General features: G+C 59.0%; 15 protein-coding genes and 3 pseudogenes. 8 read left to right on the top strand and 10 right to left on the bottom strand.

The annotated features are described in order from the left end of the window. Both AVCG78_RS26450 and AVCG78_RS26445 read right to left on the bottom strand, forming a co-directional pair. Positions 1-1,092, bottom strand: a complete 1,092-nt coding sequence (locus tag AVCG78_RS26450; RefSeq protein ID WP_049777480.1) for an ABC transporter ATP-binding protein — start codon at positions 1,090-1,092, stop codon at positions 1-3. Positions 1,093-1,173: 81 nt separating this feature from the next. After that, positions 1,174-2,289 (bottom strand): ABC transporter substrate-binding protein, encoded by a 1,116-nt coding sequence (locus AVCG78_RS26445; protein ID WP_012648983.1) that lies wholly within the window; start codon positions 2,287-2,289, stop codon positions 1,174-1,176. A 177-nt stretch (positions 2,290-2,466) separates the two neighbouring features. On the opposite strand from AVCG78_RS26445, the gene AVCG78_RS26440 reads away from it, so the two are divergent. Beyond that, positions 2,467-3,282 (top strand): IclR family transcriptional regulator, encoded by an 816-nt coding sequence (locus tag AVCG78_RS26440; RefSeq protein ID WP_012648982.1) that lies wholly within the window; start codon positions 2,467-2,469, stop codon positions 3,280-3,282. Positions 3,283-3,375: 93 nt separating this feature from the next. Next, positions 3,376-3,671: pseudogene (locus tag AVCG78_RS26435) on the top strand (acyl-CoA thioesterase); the annotation flags it as partial. A gap of 27 nt (positions 3,672-3,698) precedes the next feature. Here AVCG78_RS26435 and AVCG78_RS26430 read toward each other — a convergent pair. Continuing rightward, the gene (locus AVCG78_RS26430) at positions 3,699-4,160 is read right to left on the bottom strand and encodes an Lrp/AsnC family transcriptional regulator (RefSeq protein WP_012648981.1); all 462 of its coding nucleotides are present in this window, start codon (positions 4,158-4,160) and stop codon (positions 3,699-3,701) included. Between the two features lie 134 nt (positions 4,161-4,294). Between AVCG78_RS26430 and AVCG78_RS26425 the strand changes: the two are divergent. Further along, positions 4,295-5,173, top strand: a pseudogene (locus AVCG78_RS26425) (alanine racemase); the annotation flags it as partial. 354 nt (positions 5,174-5,527) lie between these two features. After that, entirely contained in the window at positions 5,528-6,232 is a 705-nt protein-coding gene (traR, locus tag AVCG78_RS26420; RefSeq protein WP_041699488.1) for an autoinducer-binding transcriptional regulator TraR, read from the top strand. Positions 6,233-6,639: 407 nt separating this feature from the next. On the opposite strand, the gene AVCG78_RS26415 is transcribed toward traR, so the two are convergent. From AVCG78_RS26415 to traA, 7 genes and pseudogenes are all read right to left on the bottom strand, one after another. Further along, complete coding sequence (locus tag AVCG78_RS26415; protein ID WP_012648978.1) at positions 6,640-6,948, bottom strand: transcriptional repressor TraM; 309 nt, start codon at positions 6,946-6,948, stop codon at positions 6,640-6,642. A 337-nt stretch (positions 6,949-7,285) separates the two neighbouring features. Beyond that, entirely contained in the window at positions 7,286-7,720 is a 435-nt protein-coding gene (locus AVCG78_RS26410; protein WP_012648977.1) for a ProQ/FinO family protein, read from the bottom strand. A gap of 25 nt (positions 7,721-7,745) precedes the next feature. Then, positions 7,746-8,204: a hypothetical protein gene (locus AVCG78_RS26405; RefSeq protein WP_041699486.1), complete on the bottom strand. Its 459-nt coding sequence runs from the start codon at positions 8,202-8,204 to the stop codon at positions 7,746-7,748. Between the two features lie 143 nt (positions 8,205-8,347). After that, positions 8,348-8,977, bottom strand: coding sequence for a TraH family protein (locus AVCG78_RS26400; protein WP_012648975.1), 630 nt, complete (start codon positions 8,975-8,977; stop codon positions 8,348-8,350). 16 nt (positions 8,978-8,993) lie between these two features. Then, a pseudogene (locus tag AVCG78_RS26395) lies at positions 8,994-10,168 on the bottom strand (conjugal transfer protein TraB). 43 nt (positions 10,169-10,211) lie between these two features. Beyond that, positions 10,212-10,742, bottom strand: coding sequence for a conjugative transfer signal peptidase TraF (gene traF / locus AVCG78_RS26390; protein WP_012648974.1), 531 nt, complete (start codon positions 10,740-10,742; stop codon positions 10,212-10,214). Further along, positions 10,739-14,041 carry a Ti-type conjugative transfer relaxase TraA gene (gene traA, locus AVCG78_RS26385; RefSeq protein WP_174089770.1) on the bottom strand — a complete coding sequence of 1,101 codons (3,303 nt, stop codon included), beginning with the start codon at positions 14,039-14,041 and terminating at the stop codon, positions 10,739-10,741. The genes traF and traA overlap by 4 nt, the downstream gene beginning before the upstream one ends. Before the next feature lie 255 nt (positions 14,042-14,296). Here traA and traC point away from each other — a divergent pair, with 255 nt between their 5' ends. Genes traC through AVCG78_RS26365 form a run of 4 tightly spaced genes read left to right on the top strand, consistent with a single transcriptional unit; the run spans position 14,297 to position 17,201 of the window. Continuing rightward, positions 14,297-14,593, top strand: a complete 297-nt coding sequence (gene traC, locus AVCG78_RS26380) for a conjugal transfer protein TraC (protein ID WP_012648938.1) — start codon at positions 14,297-14,299, stop codon at positions 14,591-14,593. 4 nt (positions 14,594-14,597) lie between these two features. After that, positions 14,598-14,813: a type IV conjugative transfer system coupling protein TraD gene (gene traD, locus AVCG78_RS26375; RefSeq protein ID WP_012648937.1), complete on the top strand. Its 216-nt coding sequence runs from the start codon at positions 14,598-14,600 to the stop codon at positions 14,811-14,813. Next, positions 14,800-16,764, top strand: a complete 1,965-nt coding sequence (traG, locus tag AVCG78_RS26370) for a Ti-type conjugative transfer system protein TraG (RefSeq protein ID WP_174114561.1) — start codon at positions 14,800-14,802, stop codon at positions 16,762-16,764. Before traD ends, traG begins: the two co-directional genes overlap by 14 nt. After that, positions 16,761-17,201 (top strand): thermonuclease family protein, encoded by a 441-nt coding sequence (locus AVCG78_RS26365; RefSeq protein WP_012648971.1) that lies wholly within the window; start codon positions 16,761-16,763, stop codon positions 17,199-17,201. The genes traG and AVCG78_RS26365 overlap by 4 nt, the downstream gene beginning before the upstream one ends. Positions 17,202-17,205 lie beyond the last annotated feature (4 nt).

The following is a 17,205-nucleotide window of genomic DNA, read 5'->3' as shown; positions in this document are numbered from 1 at the left end:
TCAGCTCCTTCCTTCTATCGGAAGATATTGACCGTCAGCATCAAGGAGAGTAATCCGCGCCGGATCGAAATTCAGTTCGGCAAGATCCCCGACTTGAAGGGGATGGCTATCGTCACCAGCAGATGCAGCGACGCGCGTCCCTTCAAGATCGATGACATATGTTGTCTTGTCCCCAAGGAACGTCCGCTCGATAACTTTTCCGAGATGAAGCGCAGGGTTCGCCGATTGCTGAGCGGCTCCGACCTTAATATGCGCCGAGCGAACAACTGCCTCGATCGTATCGCCGACCTTTGCACCAACATTTCCGGATAGACGCGTTTGCACGCCGCCGATATCAATAAGAAAAGAGCTTTCGGTGCTTTCAACGACCTTGGCTTTCAAAAGGTTCGCATGACCGATGAACTCAGCAACAAAACGGGACTTTGGCGTGCGGTATATTTCCTCGGGCGAGCCTGTTTGGACGACGCATCCATCCTTCATCACGACGACAAGGTCGGCCATTGCCAGAGCTTCTTCCTGATCATGGGTAACGAATACCGTGGTGATGCCGGTTGCCTGCTGGAGAGCCCGAATCTCGCTTCGCATATCCGCGCGAAGATTGGCGTCCAGCGCCGAGAGAGGTTCGTCTAGGAGCAGAACGTCCGGCTTCGTGACGATCGCGCGCGCAATGGCGATGCGCTGCTGCTGACCGCCGGACAGCTGGGAAGGATACCGATTTGCCGTGTGCGGAAGCCGGACCATTTCTAGGGCTTCGGTAACCTGCCGCTTGATGTCGGCTTTTGGAAGGCCACGATATTTCAGGCCGAAAGCGATGTTGTCGAAAACGGTCTTGTGCGGAAAGAGGGCGTAGTTTTGAAAGACCAGGCCGATATTGCGCTTGTGGACCGGCACGTCTGTGACCGGGCGACCGTTGATGAGGATCTCGCCGGTCGTGTTGCCGGCGAGGCCGGCGACCGAGCGCAGCAAGGTCGTCTTGCCGCAGCCAGAGGGTCCAAGCAACGCGACGAACGCGCCGGTTTCAACGACGAGATTGATGTCGTTGACCGCAACGACTGGGCCGTAGCGGAGTGTGGTAGATCGAAATTCAAGCATGATAGTGACTTAATCCTGTCGCGGAGCGGGGGCTGAGGTTCGCATTTGGCCGCCTCTGACGCGGCCATCTGTGCGAAAAGCTCATGCACCCCTGGCAACACGCCGCCACTGTGGCTCAAGCTTGTCGATCTGTTCCGCCCAGTAAGCTCCGTCGGGGATATTAAAGCCCTCGAACGTTCCGCTGGGATCGAAGCCGGGCTGGTTCTTCAGCTGATCCGGGAAGTTCGTCTTTCTCGGATCAAGCGCGGAGCCGTTATTGGTGCGCATGCAATATTCGAAGTTGATCTCCGGCTTGAGCATGAGATCGAGGAGCTTTTCGCAAGGCTCCATCGGTGCGCCTTTCAGGACGAACAAGTTCTGGACCCAAGCCTGGCATTGTTCGGGTTCGAGATATTCGATTGGATAGTTGTCTTTCTTCAGCGCCGCCGCCCGCGTCGACCAAGTCTCGGCGACCACAACCTCTTCCTTGGCGAGAAGGTCCATAACTTCCGAGCCGGACTCCCAATATTTCTTGACGAGCGGCCTCTGTTCACGAAGAGCCGCGAAAATAGCATTGGTGTCGCTGAGCTTGTTCGGGTCTTGGCCCGTATAAAGCGCCGCCGACCAGATGCGGTCGAGAGCGTAGTTGCTCAACGCGATCTTGCCGGAGAAACGCTTGTCCCAAAGGAGCTTGTAGCCAAGTTTTTTAGCCTCCTCGCGCGATACGTGTTTTGTGTTGTAGGCGATGCCGGTGGTACCGTAGAGGTAGGGAATCGCTGAGAGCTTACCATTTGGAGTTAGCTTGCGCATCTGCTCGATCAGCACCTGAGAAACAAGCTTCAGGTTCGGAATGTTGTCTTCATTGAGCTCAGAGTTGGCTCCTAGGTCCACGTAGCGCTTGTACATATCGAAGCCAGCATTTGAGTAGACGCTGAGATCCCCAGCACCACCGGATTTCAGGCGAGTGATGATTTCGGTTTCGTCGCCGAACGTACCTTCAACCACCTCAATGCCGGTGGCCTGGGTGAAGGGCGTGAAGACGACTTCATGCATGTTCTTCTTGCTCTGGCCGCCGTAGCCGTAAAAAGTTATCTTCTCGCCGGCAGCCCAGCTCGGACCCGCACGCATTGCAACAAGCGCAGCGGCCGACCCCAATCCGAGAAGATTGAAATTACGGCGGCTGATACGCGCTTCCATTGTGCCTTTATTCTCAGACATTGAGTTCCCCTTTTTGGTTTTGCAGTGGTAGACCGTCCGGCGTACCGGAACTGGCTGGAATTCAGTGCTAATTAACGAATTCTTACAATCAGGCATCTTGCGATAGTGACGTAAACCTGCAATTTGCTTCCAGCATACGGAAGAAATGCTAAATCAATAACGGATTATCGCTAAATTATGGAAAACCACGACGCGTCTCAATCAAGTCTAGGCAAGGCGGTCTTACTATTGAAAGCTATTGCCAGGTCGGGGGCGGCTGGTGCCCGCCTTAAGGATATCGCCCAAGGTATGGATGTAAGCCTGCCGACGGTACATCGGCTGCTGAAGACGTTGATCAGTGAGGGCCTCGTCGAGCAAGCGGACAAGAACTACCGCCTCTCGTATGAATTCTTCTGTATGGCCGCCAAATCCAGACAGATGAACAGCATTTCCGAAGCCGCCAGACCATCTCTGCTGCGCGTGTTCGGTATGTTGAAAGAAGCAGTGATATTGATCGAAAGGTCTAAGTTTGACGCGATATGCACCGATTGCTTCTGGGGAAGTCATCCTATCCGAACGTTCTATGGCGGTGTCGGAGGGCGCGTTCCATTGGGTGTCGGCCAAGGCGCATTGGCCATCCTTGCGTTTCAGCCTGACGAAGAGCGTGAACAGATCATCCGCTTCAACATGCCGCGTATCGCCGCCGAATACCCGATTGATGAGCTTGATCTGCGTACAATGATCAACGAAATCAGGGAAATGCGAGCTGCTGCGTTCGACTTCAACATCAACGACGGAATTTCTGCGATAGCAGTTCCGATTTTCGACCGGGCAGGGATTGCAGTCGCCTCACTCAGCATTGCAGCTCCCTTGGTAAGGCTTTCGGGTCCGCGTCAAAAGACAGTAATTGACCTTCTGACGAAAGAAGCACGCGTCATTTCCAAGGCGTTGAACCCTCTTGGGCAGATCGACGAACCTGTTATCTGGGGTGAAGCCGCCTCCAAACTGACTTGATGGTCACAGCGCCATACAGACCGATCAGTCTGCACTGCCTGATTCCGACAGCTCAAACCACCCTCAAAGCAGGGTGCTTCCTGGGGATGGCCACGTGCCTCGGTCAATCACGCTCGGCGCACATCCACGGAAATCGGAATTGGTTTATAGGCAGAAGACATCAGGACAGGCGTTCGAAGGCACACCAACTCTTGCTACTTCACTATGGTCGCCGTCGATGATGCCGGCAAGCCTACTGCCGTCCCAACGCGTGTCGATGATCGGCGACGCTACAAGGCTGCCGAGTTGCGTCGCACGCTGGCCGGGAGTTCGCTGATCGACATGAAGAACCGCAGCGATCGGTGGCGAAGTCGCTAACTGAATGGCCCGCGCCCCGGTACCTAAGTTGAGATGCTGCAGTGGCCTCGAATGAAAATTTAGCGGCGCTTCGACTTTGTCGCCAGCACGTTCCGGATCGAAAAACTGGAATGGATCCTGAGCACGCCTGGCAAGGTCGACAGGATCTCCTTGTGGATCCGCTCGAATTCGCCTGCGTTGGCGACCTCCACACGCAGCAGGTAATCGGAACCACCGGTCATCAGAAAACACTCACGTATTTCCGGGTGGCGCCTGACGGCCGCCTCGAAGCGATCGAGATGTTCTTCGGTCTGGCGTTCGAGCGTGATGTTGATGATCACCGCGATCGCCGTCTCGACATTCGATGTGTCCACCAGCGCCGTGTAACCGCGGATAATGCCGGATTTTTCCATGATCCGGATGCGTCTCATGCAGGCCGATGGGGACAACCCCACCTCGGTAGCGAGCTTGGCATTTGGGCTCCGTGCATCGAGTCGCAGAAGGCGGAGAATGTTGCGATCAATCGCGTCCAGAGCGGACATGGCGGATTCCTCCGTTTTTCAATACATTCCCCTTAAAATCACGCCGTAATCGAATAATCAATCGCTTTTTGGCGAGAAATTCGACGATCGTTTCAATACGTTCTCGTGAACATTTGTGTTCCGGGGAAGCGATAATGCACACGGTGAGACCGAACGATCTGCACATCGAGGACGCTTGCGTTGTTGGGGGCGCATCGGGGTATCTGACGATCGATCTCGGCGCTCTCAGCAGAAACTACGAGCTGCTGGCCGGTATGGCCGCACCTGGAAATACCGCTGCGGTCGTCAAGGCAGATGCCTATGGGCTCGGAGCAGAGCGCGTCGCGAGGACCTTGTATGCCAAGGGCTGCCGGCATTTCTTCGTTGCCCAGTTCATCGAGGCGACCAGGCTGCGCCCTGCCCTTTCGTATGATGCCCGCATCTTCGTTCTTAATGGACTGCAGCCTGGCAACGAGGATGTATGCGCCTACGAAAACATCGTTCCGGTCATCAACTCGATGGACCAGTGGCGAAACCGGAACAGGACCGCGCGCCGTCTCGGCCGCCGGCTTCCCATAGTGGTTCAGTTTGACACCGGAATGTCCCGGCTCGGCCTGCCGCCGGAAGAGCGTCCCCTGCTTGCCGAGGCGGTCGCGCAAGGATCGGACGTCGATATCCTCTTCCTAATGAGCCATCTGGCCTCCGCCGACGACGAGAAAAGCGCGCAGAACGGCGAGCAGCTTGAGGAGCTCCGAAAGATCGCCGCCGAATTTCCGGGTTACGACCTGTCGTTTGCCAATTCCGGCGGCATCTTTCTCGGCGACGACTATCGCGGTCTCCTCGCCCGGCCCGGCATCGCGCTCTATGGCGGAGCACCATCCGCTGCGCGCAATCCGATGGAAGCCGTCGTCCGGCTCGACGTCGCCGTCGTGCAGACTAGAACCGTGCCGGGCAGCACGAAAGTCGGCTATGGCGGAGCGCATGTCACCACACGTGAGACGCGCCTTGCCACGATCGCCGCAGGCGAGTGCGATGTCTAAATATCAGCGAAAGATACTTTCGAGGACCCGAGATTTTGGTTGTCGCACTGTTGGTGCAACATCTTACGCGAGTAGAGACAGACGGATTGAGAGCGCTTTGAGGCCTGGTGCTGGCAAAAAATTGAGGAGACGACCAATGGCTGAGCAAGCGAAAAACGGGTTCGACGACATATGTGAAAACGACCTTCAAACTGCAGGCCGATGAGCATGAAGGCGGCGCTTTCGGCTTGTTGTTCGCAAAAAAGCGCTTCGGCGATTGCCCCCGAACAACGCCACTGTCATTACCGCAACTGGCTTCCGGACGACCACTGTCGACAATAAAAATGACACGTCAAACGGAGGGCACGAATGCAAACTTGGTTGGAAAAGCTGACCGATCTCGCCGCGATCGAAGGCGATGAGTGCATCCTGAAGACCGGGTTGGCGGACATCGCCGATCATTTCGGCTTCACCGGCTATGCCTACCTCCATATCCAGCACAGGCACATCACCGCCGTCACCAACTATCATCCCGAGTGGCAGTCGGTCTATTTCGACAAGAAGTTCGACGCTCTCGACCCGGTCGTCAAGCGCGCAAGATCCCGGAAGCACATCTTCACCTGGTCTGGCGAGCACGAGCGACCGACACTGTCGAAGGACGAGCGTGCCTTCTATGCCCACGCAGCCGATTTCGGCATCCGCTCCGGCATCACCATACCCATCAAGACTGCCAACGGCTCGATGTCGATGTTCACGCTGGCATCAGAGAAGCCGGTGATTGATCTCGATCGGGAAATCGATGCAGTGGCAGCCGCGGGAACCATCGGGCAGATCCATGCCCGTATCTCATTCCTCCGCACCACCCCTACCGCGGAAGATGCCGCATGGCTCGATCCGAAGGAGGCCACCTATCTGAGATGGATTGCCGTCGGCAAGACGATGGAGGAGATCGCCGACGTCGAAGGGGTCAAGTACAACAGCGTCCGCGTCAAGCTTCGCGAAGCCATGAAGCGCTTCGATGTCCGCTCCAAGGCGCATCTTACCGCGCTCGCGATCCGACGAAAACTCATTTGAACCGAGTGCAACGTTCACGTCACGCAGTTACGACCGGGAAGAATAGTTATGTCAGATGGGCTCTCCTGCACGTTCTATAGTTACTTGCCCGCATCCGCGGTGCGAATGCCAGACTGGGCTGACGACGAAAATCGAAAGCACTTCTACGAAAGTATTGACGCTGCCCGTCAGGCAGTTGGTCAGCTGAAGAGCTGATGTGGCCCAGGATCCCGAATACAGTTGGAAACCAATCCATCTTGTTAAAATCGAGATCAGCGCGATCTCGACGGATGCTGTGCTTGTTTTGCTGAATGAAGGCATCTCGAGCCTGGTCAAAAACTACGAAATCCTCGAGAGGCTCGACGACAAAGACTAATGCGGCACCTTCAAACCGCGAATCCGCTACCCTGATAAAATTTAGGTGTCGGTCAGTTTACGACGACCTTGGGAATGAAGCCAAGAATACTGATCAGCGTGTTCACGGCGCTCATCTGCGCATGCATCTCGATGCTCGCTTCAATGTATCGGACATGCTGTGGGCCGCCGGCTTCTTCTCCGGTCTTATAAGTCTCAGGGAGAGCCTGAAATAGCTCGTCGGCTTTCTCCACCAGTTGCCGGTGCGTCCTGATGGCGTCGATCGTGATGGTTTCCAGGTCCGCCGGAGGTAATCCGTGCGTCAGCCCGATCAATGGGCGGAGCTCGACCTTCTTCGTCACTGCGGCATCTTCCAGTTCCATTCCTGACCTAACCCTGGTTGGTCCGCGGTGCGCCTCCGCTGACGTTGAACCCTGTGAACCCTTGCCGGGGGTTAGAATCCGAGATGAATCGGCCCTGCGACCTTTAGCCGGAGCCTGGACATACGCCGCAGGCCCCCGGACACAAAGTCAGAGGGTTCCTGGCGCCATTCCGGTCAGCGCCAACCGTTCATCTGCGGATTCTAAGCCGCAACGCAGCGCGTACTGCGTCAACTCCCTTATAAGAGTCATTCCAGGGAGAAACCAGTCTGGATAAAGATCGCGTACGTGCAATTTTTCACGAAACCGCGGTCAGAAATGATTTCACGCGCCTGTCGGTTTAGTTTTGAGCTAAATTTTCGCTTTCACGTTGCTGGCGGCGCTGCTTGCGTCGTTCCTGAACGATCAGGAAAGACTGGCGGGCGTTGAGCCGATCTTCATCTCTGACGGCCTCGCAGGGTTGACCAACAATATCATGGCGTAAGGCATCCGGCTGCGCGGTCGCATAAAGATACGCCGCACTGTGCGTGTACCGGCGTAGCGCTTTGCGAAGATCCGACAGTGCCGCATCCGGTCTCAGTCTCCTCTCAATGTCAGTATTGATCCCGATCCTGAACGGTAGCACTGTCTCCCCTTCGGCCGAAGGAAGCACCGCGATTGGCTCGTTCAACAAGGCGTTTACCGCCTTGGCCGCTTCAAGCGAGTATCGATCGACCTTGATCGGACCGCGCGACGCTTTCCATGGGCTGAGGGGCTTCGTGTTGCTGTCGTTCATTTATCCTGCCTGGGACGGGGGAGAGTTAACTGAAATTGGCCGGATTGTCGAAGAACGCTTCGCATTTCGCCTTGTTGAGCCGCACATCCGAACTCCCGAAATAGAAGTATTTAAAGCTCTTGATGAAGTGCTTGTACCCGAGCTTGTCGTAGTCCCGCGTCTGGCGGACATAGGCGAAATCGAGCGTCGGCGAGCGGGACGTTCTGCTCGACCCGACGTACGGTGCACGATCCGCCTCCACAATGTCGAAATGTGCAAACTTGCCGTCGGGCGTTAGAAAATACTCAACACGCCAGTTCGCGGGATCCGGTTTGGGGATTTTGATACGGCGGACTTTACGAAAAATGTCGGATGCCTGCTTCGCAAGGCCGCCCCTGAAAAAGTCATCCTGCTCCATCGCCCAGAAGAAATAGTCTGGGTCCGACAGCAACAGCTGCGGCAGCGTTTTGCCCTTATACTTGCCGATTGGCATTTCTGACCACATGATCTCCTCCGCGTGCACCGTGCGGAAAATGTGGTGGGACTTCGGATCCCCTTCAATAATCCTACACGTTCAATCCTGCAGCCAGCGGCCCGTCTGCAGGGGTCTCGGGTGCGCATACCATCTCTTGCACTTTGGAGGCTGCCTTAACGCTCTCGCGCCCCGATCCCCGAGAGGTCGATCCTGATGCCAGCCTTGTTTGGATCAGACGAGACGTCTTCAGGTGAAGGAGCTTCATCTCCTGGATTTTCGCGAGAACGAGCGCTTGCCTCGGCCTCGTCACTCTGGATCGTAGCAGGTTGGGAAATTTTCCCCTCGCCGGGATCTTCCGCCCGAAACACCGCCGTTCCCTCGAAGTATCCCGTCTGCCAGGCGATGATCGAATCGTCCATCACTTGCGGAAGCACGTCAGCGGCGGTCGGATTGCCATACCACTTCATGACGATGCGCCAGACCTTGGCGAAGAGCGCCGTGCCCATACGGATGTTTTCGCAAGCATCGACCAGATCGGGCTTCAGCTGCCCGGCCTCGACGATTCCGAGCCCCGCCGGATATTGGGTGATGCCGACGCGCACGGTATTGCGGCCGAGATTGTCGCGGATCAGCACCAGCGCCTCCTCCGGCGTCATGGGCTTGGGCACCAGCACCACGCGGCTTCCAGACCGGACGGTGATTGCCAACGGGTCTTGCGATCCAACACGCGCGATGAACTGCTCGACAATTGCGGGCTTCAGGGCCGGATCGGCACATTGCTTGATAAGGGCGGCATCGACCATCCCGGATTCTCCCGTTTTAGAGGTTGAAGGCGATGACGACGGGCAAGACGAACAGCTTTGCCCAGGCAGTCACACTCGCTCTTTGGATGGCGACGATCGACGTGCCGTCGGTCCACCAGCCGTTGCCCGTGGCGACGATGACATCGGGCGAATGCAGCATAGACTGCAACACCGGCCAGAGGATCAGCTGCTCGTAGCAGATCAGTGACAAAATCCAGGTGCCTGAGACTTCGGCTGCCGGATTGTCGAAGATGTGGGCGCGGGCGCCGCCCCCTCCCCCGTCCATCTCAACCATGGCTGCCACATCGAAACTGGAACCGGCATACGCTCGCGATAGAGGATCTTGGCCTCGTTTGCCGAGATCGCCACCATGACGTTGTCGTAGCCCTTCACCCCAATCCTGGCCGCGCCGGCGACCACGGTCACGTCCGGCCCACGCAACCCTTCCCGCCACAAGCTTTCAACCGTCGGCGTCCAGAAGCCGAGCGCGCTTTCAGGCAGCACGATGACATGTGTGTCCGGATGCGACGCAATCGTCTGGCGCACCGTTGCGATCAGGTCACGCTGGTACGCGAGTGACCCGTCCCGACCAAGGTTTTGCCCCTGCTGGAGGTCGACGCTTCGCCATCCTTCCGCTAGATTCAGCGGTGTCCATGTTGCGGCGGACCAGAGCCAGAACGCCCCGAGCGTAATGGCAGCGGCCGGCCAGAATCTCGTCGTCATGACGAGCAGGCCGGCCGTCAGCGCAAACAGTCCCCACCATCCCCATCCGGGAAACAAAACGCCGGCTGCGGTCAGCGGATGCGCCCAGCCGGTGATGCCGAAGGGCGGCAGCCCTGTCAGCACCATTGACACCAGATAGCGCAAAGCCCTCGCCGCATCCGCTCCCCTCTTCCCGGTAGCGTCCTTTACCCGACGAGCAGTCCAGAGCACCGCATGTACACCGACAAAGGACGCTGAGGCCGCGACCCAGAGCAGAAGACCGGGCCAGACATCGGCGGCATAGAAGTTGGCGACGCCTTGCGGCAGACCACGCGAGGCAGCGAGGAAATACCCCGCCGACACGAAGGCTGCGACCATACGCGACGGTGCCATCGCCCAGAGCGCCGGAAAAACCATTGCGAAGGGCAAAAGAAGCACCTCGCCGCTCCAGCCGATCGAGCCACAGGCGATAGAAGCTGCGATCAGCAGAATGGCTTCCCAGTGATCGACCGTCCAGCCATCGCCATCGCGATCACGGATCGAAGGTGATAACCGGCTGCGCCAAGCCGAGAAGACCGGAATCCGGAACCGGGCCGAAGTATCGACTATCATAGGAGCTCGCAAAGGAAGAGTGGAGAAACAGGTGATGCGGCGGCACGATGCCGCCGGGATCAGGGGTGAGCGGTCTGCCCTCACCGTCCCGATCGCGCACAGTGGATGCAGGTAAAGAGCGGCCATCGATGGCAACGTGGCCGGCGATGTCGACATGCTGACCGGGCAGCGCCGCGATCGTCTTGATCAACGGCGCAAACCCGTCATCGCAGAGCCCACGCCGCAAATACCCGCGCACGCGGGCTTGCTCGATTGCCGATGTTTCCGGCGGGCAAATGAAAACAAGATCGCCGATCGCGACCGGACGGTGAAGCGCATCGATGCGCCAAAGCCCGAGCGGCTCGCTCGTCGTCAGATTCAGCCGATACCCGCCCAAGAACGCTATCGACACCAGACCTGACATAAGGACGCCGGCGCCCGTCAGCAACAACAGAACCCTACGCCGCCTCATTGCTTCAGCACCGGCGTCTGGCGCTGGGTGAGACGTTGCTCCTCGGCCAGTTTCAGCGACTGGACGGTGCGCTCGTGGGCGGCGAGCTGCTGCGCTGTCCGCATGACCGGCCAGGCTTGCTTCAGTTGCTCCTTCTGCTCGGGTTTCATCCCCTCGGCAAGCTTTTCGTACAGCTTTCCGGAGGGCTCACGCGCGGCGTTGCTCAACAGCACCCGCTCACCGAACCGCTCGGTGACATCCTGGTTAAAGCCGTCGATCTCAAGCTTGGTCTCGCGGTTGCTGAGCGCATAGGCCATCGCCGCCGGCAGATCGTTGCGGTCGATTGCATCGCGTACCCGCTCCAGCACGACACGCGCCTCCGGCGACAGGGCCGGAATATCGATCGAAACGCGCTGGCGCATAACCTGCTCTTCCGTCTGCAGCCGCTGCGCAGCAGTTTCCCGCATGCGAAGATATTGCTCGAGGTCCCGCTTCAGGGCCGGAACATTGACTTCGGCGATACGGCGGTCCTCTCGTTCTGCCTTGCTGGCTAGGATGCCGGTCTTACCCTTCAGAGGCCCGATAGACGTCGGCTCGGCTTCGAGTTTCTGCAGGATCTGTTTTGCTGCTTGCCTGTCGGCGAGGACCGCGTCGAAGTTCATCGAGCGGAATGCGGTCTCCGGATCGGCGAAAACATAGCGGAAGCGCGCCGAGACTTCCTCCCATTGCTGCCTCAGGGCGGGCTCGGCGCCGAGCCTGTCCCCGACCGTGTCGGCCACGGAACCGGAGAATGTCTTGATGCCTGCGACCATGGGCGCGGCCTCCTTCACCGTTTGGGCTTTCAGGGATTGATTGAGGCCGAGACGCTCGGCGAAGGCGCCAAGGCGCTCCGCAAGATCGGCAAGCTTCGCCTTCTGCCGTAGCGTCCAGTCGAGCCGGTCGCGCAGCAATGTTTGCGCCACCTGAACGATGTGCAGGCCACGGTTTTCAGCGAAGCGCAGCGCCTCGCGATACAATTTTCCGCGCTCGTAATCGAGGGTGGTTTCCTTGGCATTCCTCCGGGAAAGAACCTTTGCCAAGCCACCATTGAAGGCGAAGGATCGCTGTCCGTAATAGAGTTGCAGATCCTCACGATGACGGGTCATCGCCACATAGGTCAGATGGCGATCCAGCGACAGCGATGCCAGCACTTTCATCCGGTCGACGGTGGCGCCCTGGGACTTGTGGATGGTCGTTGCATAGCCGTGATCGAGATTGCTGTAGAAGTGTTGTTCGACCACGACATGCCGGCGATGCTCGCCTTCGCCGGTCACGGCGACGATGCGGTTTGGCGCGGCCTCGACCACATGGCCGATCATGCCGTTCTTGACGCCGAGCGACGTCTCGTTCTTCAGGAAGACGATCTGGTCGCCCGTGTCGAACTGGCGGATACCGTCAGCCGTTTTGAAGACATGGCCCTCACCGACAAGTCCGCGTTCAACGAGTTTTTCGCGGGCCATGACGTTCAGCATGCGCACGTCGCGGCGCAGATGCGCGAGGATCAGCGTCGTCTTCGTCTGATCGTAATCGTGGTTCCAGTCAGCGATCAGGCGCTCAACCGCTTCCGCCTTCAGACGCTCGCCGGTAATTCTGGCATTTGAATTGTAGGCGGTCAGCGCCTTTTCGACATTGCCGCGGGCGAGATCGAGGGACGCCTTGCGCATCCAGTCCTCGCGCTGGCGATAGATCGTTTCGAGTTCAGCGTAACCAATCCGATCGACAATGGCGCGGAAAGCGGCCCCCGCTTCGATCGGCTGAAGCTGCTCGGGATCGCCGACTAGCACGATCTTTGCCCCTGCCCTGACGACGGCATCGACAAAGCCCGCCATCTGTTTCGAGGCCACCATGCCGGCCTCGTCCATGACGAAGACGGTTTTATTGTCGAGCACGTCACGACCGCGGTTCCAGCGCAGCTCCCAGGAGGAGAGCGTGCGGCTCTCGATGCCGGCTTCCTTCTCCAGACCTTCCGCCGCTTTGCCGGCGAGCGCGCCACCGACGACACGATATCCGGCCAGCTCCCACGCCTCCCGCGCCGCCTTCATCATCGTGGTCTTACCAGCACCCGCGCGTCCGACGACCGCGGCGATGCGGGCCGGACCGGCGATGCACTCGATGGCTGCTTTCTGTTCCTCCGACAGCCGCCCATGCCGCCCAAACGTCGCTGCGAGCACCACCGTGGAAACGGCATGCGTTTCCTTGTCCGACAGCCACATCGCCTGTCGCGCCATCGTCGCTTCCAGCCGGATCATCGCCCGTGTCGAATAGCGCGCCGGCACTTTCTCTCCGGTCGTGAACTCGATCGTGTCGCGCTGCAGCCGTAGCACCTCCGGATTCAGGATGATGCGCAACATCAGCTGCTGGAAGACGGCGGGATCGTCGACATAGCGGTGCAGCACTTTCGCGACATCGCGTTCATCGAAGACGCTCTTTTCCCGCATGATCAGGTCGAGCACGATGGCTGGATTTTTGAGGATGCGGCGGGTGTTTTCCGAGCGGCGTTCTTCGTTCAGTTCGATCCTTTCGAGCTCCGGCCGAACACCCTGTTGTTCCGCTTTCCGCGCGATTGCCTTGGCGCCTACGCCTAGATGAATGGTCGGCTCGAGCTCGATGGCCTGCTTTTTGTAGGAACGGCCATCGATCCTGAGATCGATGCCGCCGAGGGCCAGATGGTGGTTCAGCCGTTCGAACCAGCCGTCGCGCAGGGCGTTGAAATCGTCCGTCGAACCGGCCCAGAGTTCGTAGAGGATTTTGCCGGATTTCGTGCGAACCAGCTGGCCGTCCTCACCAATGACCGCTACCTTCTTGGCCCCGAATCCGTCCTCGGTCAGCGGCCGCAATGTGGTCATCAGGTGGATGTGCGGATTGCCGGGATTGTCGTGATAGACCCAGTCGGCGACCATGCCCTTCCCCAGGATATGTTTCTCCACGAAATCACGGACCAGGGCGATGTTCTGCTCGGGTGTAAGCTCCAGCGGCAGTGCAATCGTCAGGTCGCGGGCCAGCTGCGCGTCGGAGCGTTTTTCGAAAGCCTCGACCTTGTTCCAGAAGGCTTCGACGGCGCCGGAAACAGAGCGATCCGCAATGAGCGCTTTCGCCCATTTCGGGGCATCGGCAGGAAGCATGAACTCCTCATGCAGCAAACCCTGCTTGCGCGTGTAGTCGATGGTGCTGGCTTCACGCTCGTATTCCATCTTCGCGCAGTGCCGGTAGGCAGCAGACAGCACGACACTGCGGCCGTCGCCACGGCTGACGATACTGGCTGAGAAATGGGCGATGGCCACGGCGTAAAACACTCCCGGTTCGAATCTCGTTCGTCGGGGGCGACAACCCCACGACGGCCCCGCCAGGGCCGCCAGCAACTCGTCGGCCAGCGACGTATAATTGCGCCCTTGGAACCGCTCCTTCGGAACGGCGGGATCATCCTCCAAAGTGTCGGCTTTGCCGACGTGCAGATCTGCACATTCCTTCGGACGTGCTTTTGGGGAAATCTTGCAGCGAGATAAACGCCGCAGGATTTCCAGGGAGATGCGACCGGAATGAAGAAACCATCGTTGAAGATCAGGGAAGAAATCGCCAGATTGCAGGATCAGCTGAGACAAGCCGAAACACGCGAGGCGGAGCGCGTCGGCAGGATCGCGCTGAAGGCCGGCCTCGGTGAGATCGAGATCGAGGAAACCGAGCTACAGGCTGCGTTCGAAGAGATCACCGGGCGGTTTCGCGGAGGCAAGGCGGCTTCGACTGGGAAGAGAAATGCTGGTGACGGCAGGACAGCAGGTGAGACGGTCACGACGATCGAGACTGGCGCTGCTGCGAGCAGCGGTCGTGAGGCTTGAACGGATGGCCCGCACGATCACGAATGACGCGCGAAAGAAAGACACGCGCGAGAAAATCGAACTCGGTGGCCTGATCGTCAAGGCAGGACTGCGCTACGAGAAGCGGGCTCTTCTGCTTGGCCTGTTGATCGATGCCGGTCGCCGCCTTAAGGGCAACGATGGGGAGCAATCGCGCCTCACGGCGATAGGCGCGGAGGCATTCGCTCATGACGGCGAGTAAAGTGTTCCTCGCCGTCATCCCGGCCGCGATGATGATCGTCGTCTTGGTGTTCATGGCGGGGATCGAACACTGGCTGGCCGCTCTCAGTAAGACCGGGCAGGCAAAGCTGATGCTCGGGCGGATCGGCCTCGCGCTGCCCTATGCGACCGCGGCTGCGATCGGCACGCTTTTCCTGTTCGCGTCGAATGGCGCAGCGGGCGTCAAAGCGGCAGGATGGGGTGTTGTCAGCGGAAGTGGAGTGGTAGTCGCGATCGCGGTGCTGCGTGAAGGGGTTCGCCTGGCCGGGATCGCTGGCGACATCCCGAAAGGTCAATCCGTGCTCGGATATGCGGACCCCGCAACGATGCTTGGCGCATCGACAACGTTCCTCGCCGGCGTCTTCGCACTGCGCGTGGCGATGAAGGGTAACGCAGCTTTTGCCAAAGCCGCACCACGGCGGATTGGGGGAAAGCGAGCGGTGCATGGCGAGGCCGACTGGATGAAAGTGCAGGAGGCGGCAAGACTTTTCCCCGATCCCGGCGGCATCGTTGTCGGTGAACGGTATCGTGTCGATAGCGTTGCGGCGGTGTCGTTCCGCGCCGATGATCCGTTGACCTGGGGAGCGGGAGGCAAGAGCCCGCTCCTATGCTTCGACGGCTCCTTCGGCTCGTCGCATGGCATCGTCTTCGCCGGCTCCGGCGGTTTCAAGACGACGTCTGTAACGGTCCCGACCGCGCTCAAGTGGGGTGGCGGCCTCGTTGTCCTCGACCCGTCGAGCGAGGTCGCGCCGATGGCATCGGAGCATCGCCGCAAGGCTGGCAGGAAGGTGATCATTCTCGATCCCTCGGCGTCAGGCGTCGGCTTCAATGCGCTCGACTGGATCGGGCGACACGGCAGCACGAAGGAAGAGGATATCGTCGCCGTCGCGACCTGGATTATGACCGACAATCCGCGCTCGGCGTCTGCCCGCGACGACTTCTTTCGGGCATCGGCGATGCAGCTTCTGACAGCCCTGATCGCCGACGTCTGCCTATCCGGTCACACGGACGAGGAAGACCAGACGCTGCGCCGTGTGCGGACGAACCTTTCGGAGCCTGAACCACAGCTACGGGCGCGCTTGACAAAAATCTACGAACAGTCGGAATCGGACTTCGTGAAGGAGAACGTCTCGGTCTTCGTCAACATGACGCCGGAGACGTTTTCCGGCGTCTACGCCAATGCGGTGAAAGAAACCCACTGGCTGTCCTATCCGAACTACGCCGCGCTCGTCTCAGGCGACAGTTTCTCGACCGACGATCTTGCCGATGGCGGGACAGACATCTTTATTGCGCTCGATCTGAAGGTCCTCGAAGCCCATCCAGGACTGGCGCGTGTGGTTATCGGATCACTGCTCAATGCCATCTACAATCGAAATGGCGATGTGAAGGGTCGCGCGCTCTTCCTGCTCGACGAGGTGGCCAGGCTCGGCTACCTGCGGATCTTAGAGACCGCGCGCGACGCCGGGCGCAAATACGGCATCACGCTGACGATGATCTTTCAGTCCATCGGCCAGATGCGCGAGGCCTATGGCGGGCGGGACGCGACGAGCAAATGGTTCGAATCCGCGTCGTGGATCTCGTTTGCCGCGATCAACGATCCCGACACGGCCGACTATATCTCGAAACGCTGCGGCGATACGACCGTCGAGGTCGACCAGACAAACCGCTCGTCAGGGATGAAGGGATCGTCGCGCTCACGTTCCCGGCAGCTCAGCCGCCGTCCACTGATCCTGCCGCATGAGGTGCTGCGCATGCGCGCTGACGAGCAGATCGTGTTCACATCGGGCAATCCGCCGCTCCGATGCGGACGCGCCATCTGGTTCCGACGCAAGGATATGAGCGCGTCCGTCGGAGAAAACCGCTTTCATAAGCAAATCGCGGACGGAGTGAAGAGCTATAAGGCCGCTGGGATGACAGACACTGAGGAGACATGACATTGAGACTTTTTACGGCAGTCGCCAGCCTATCCCCCTTAGCCATTGGCATCCTCGCGTCTGTTGCCTCAGCGCCGCCGAGCAGCGCGAGCGAAGCCTTCTCTATCTGCGGAAGCGGGCAACGTATCACCTGCGTGGTGGATGGTGATACGTTCTGGTTTAGAGGTGAGAAGATCAGGATCGCCGACATCGACACGCCGGAGCTCAGCCCGCCAAGATGCGAGCGCGAACGCGAGCGCGGACTTGCGGCAAAACAGCGTCTGCTCGAGATCCTCAATTCGGGTCCGGTCTCGTTCAAGACGACCGCCAGGGATGAAGATCGCCTCGGTCGCAAGCTCAGGATTGTCTACCGCGAGCGACGATCGGTCGGCGATATTCTCGTCGCCGAAGGCTTGGCTCGGAAGTGGGAAGGATCGCGCCGGAGCTGGTGCGGATGATCCG

Source organism: Gillisella vitis (assembly GCF_021559775.1).
Taxonomy (GTDB): Bacteria; Pseudomonadota; Alphaproteobacteria; order Rhizobiales; family Rhizobiaceae; genus Allorhizobium; species Allorhizobium ampelinum.
The sequence above is the reverse complement of the archived record's forward strand: the minus strand, read 5'-3'. Positions and strand labels throughout refer to the sequence as shown.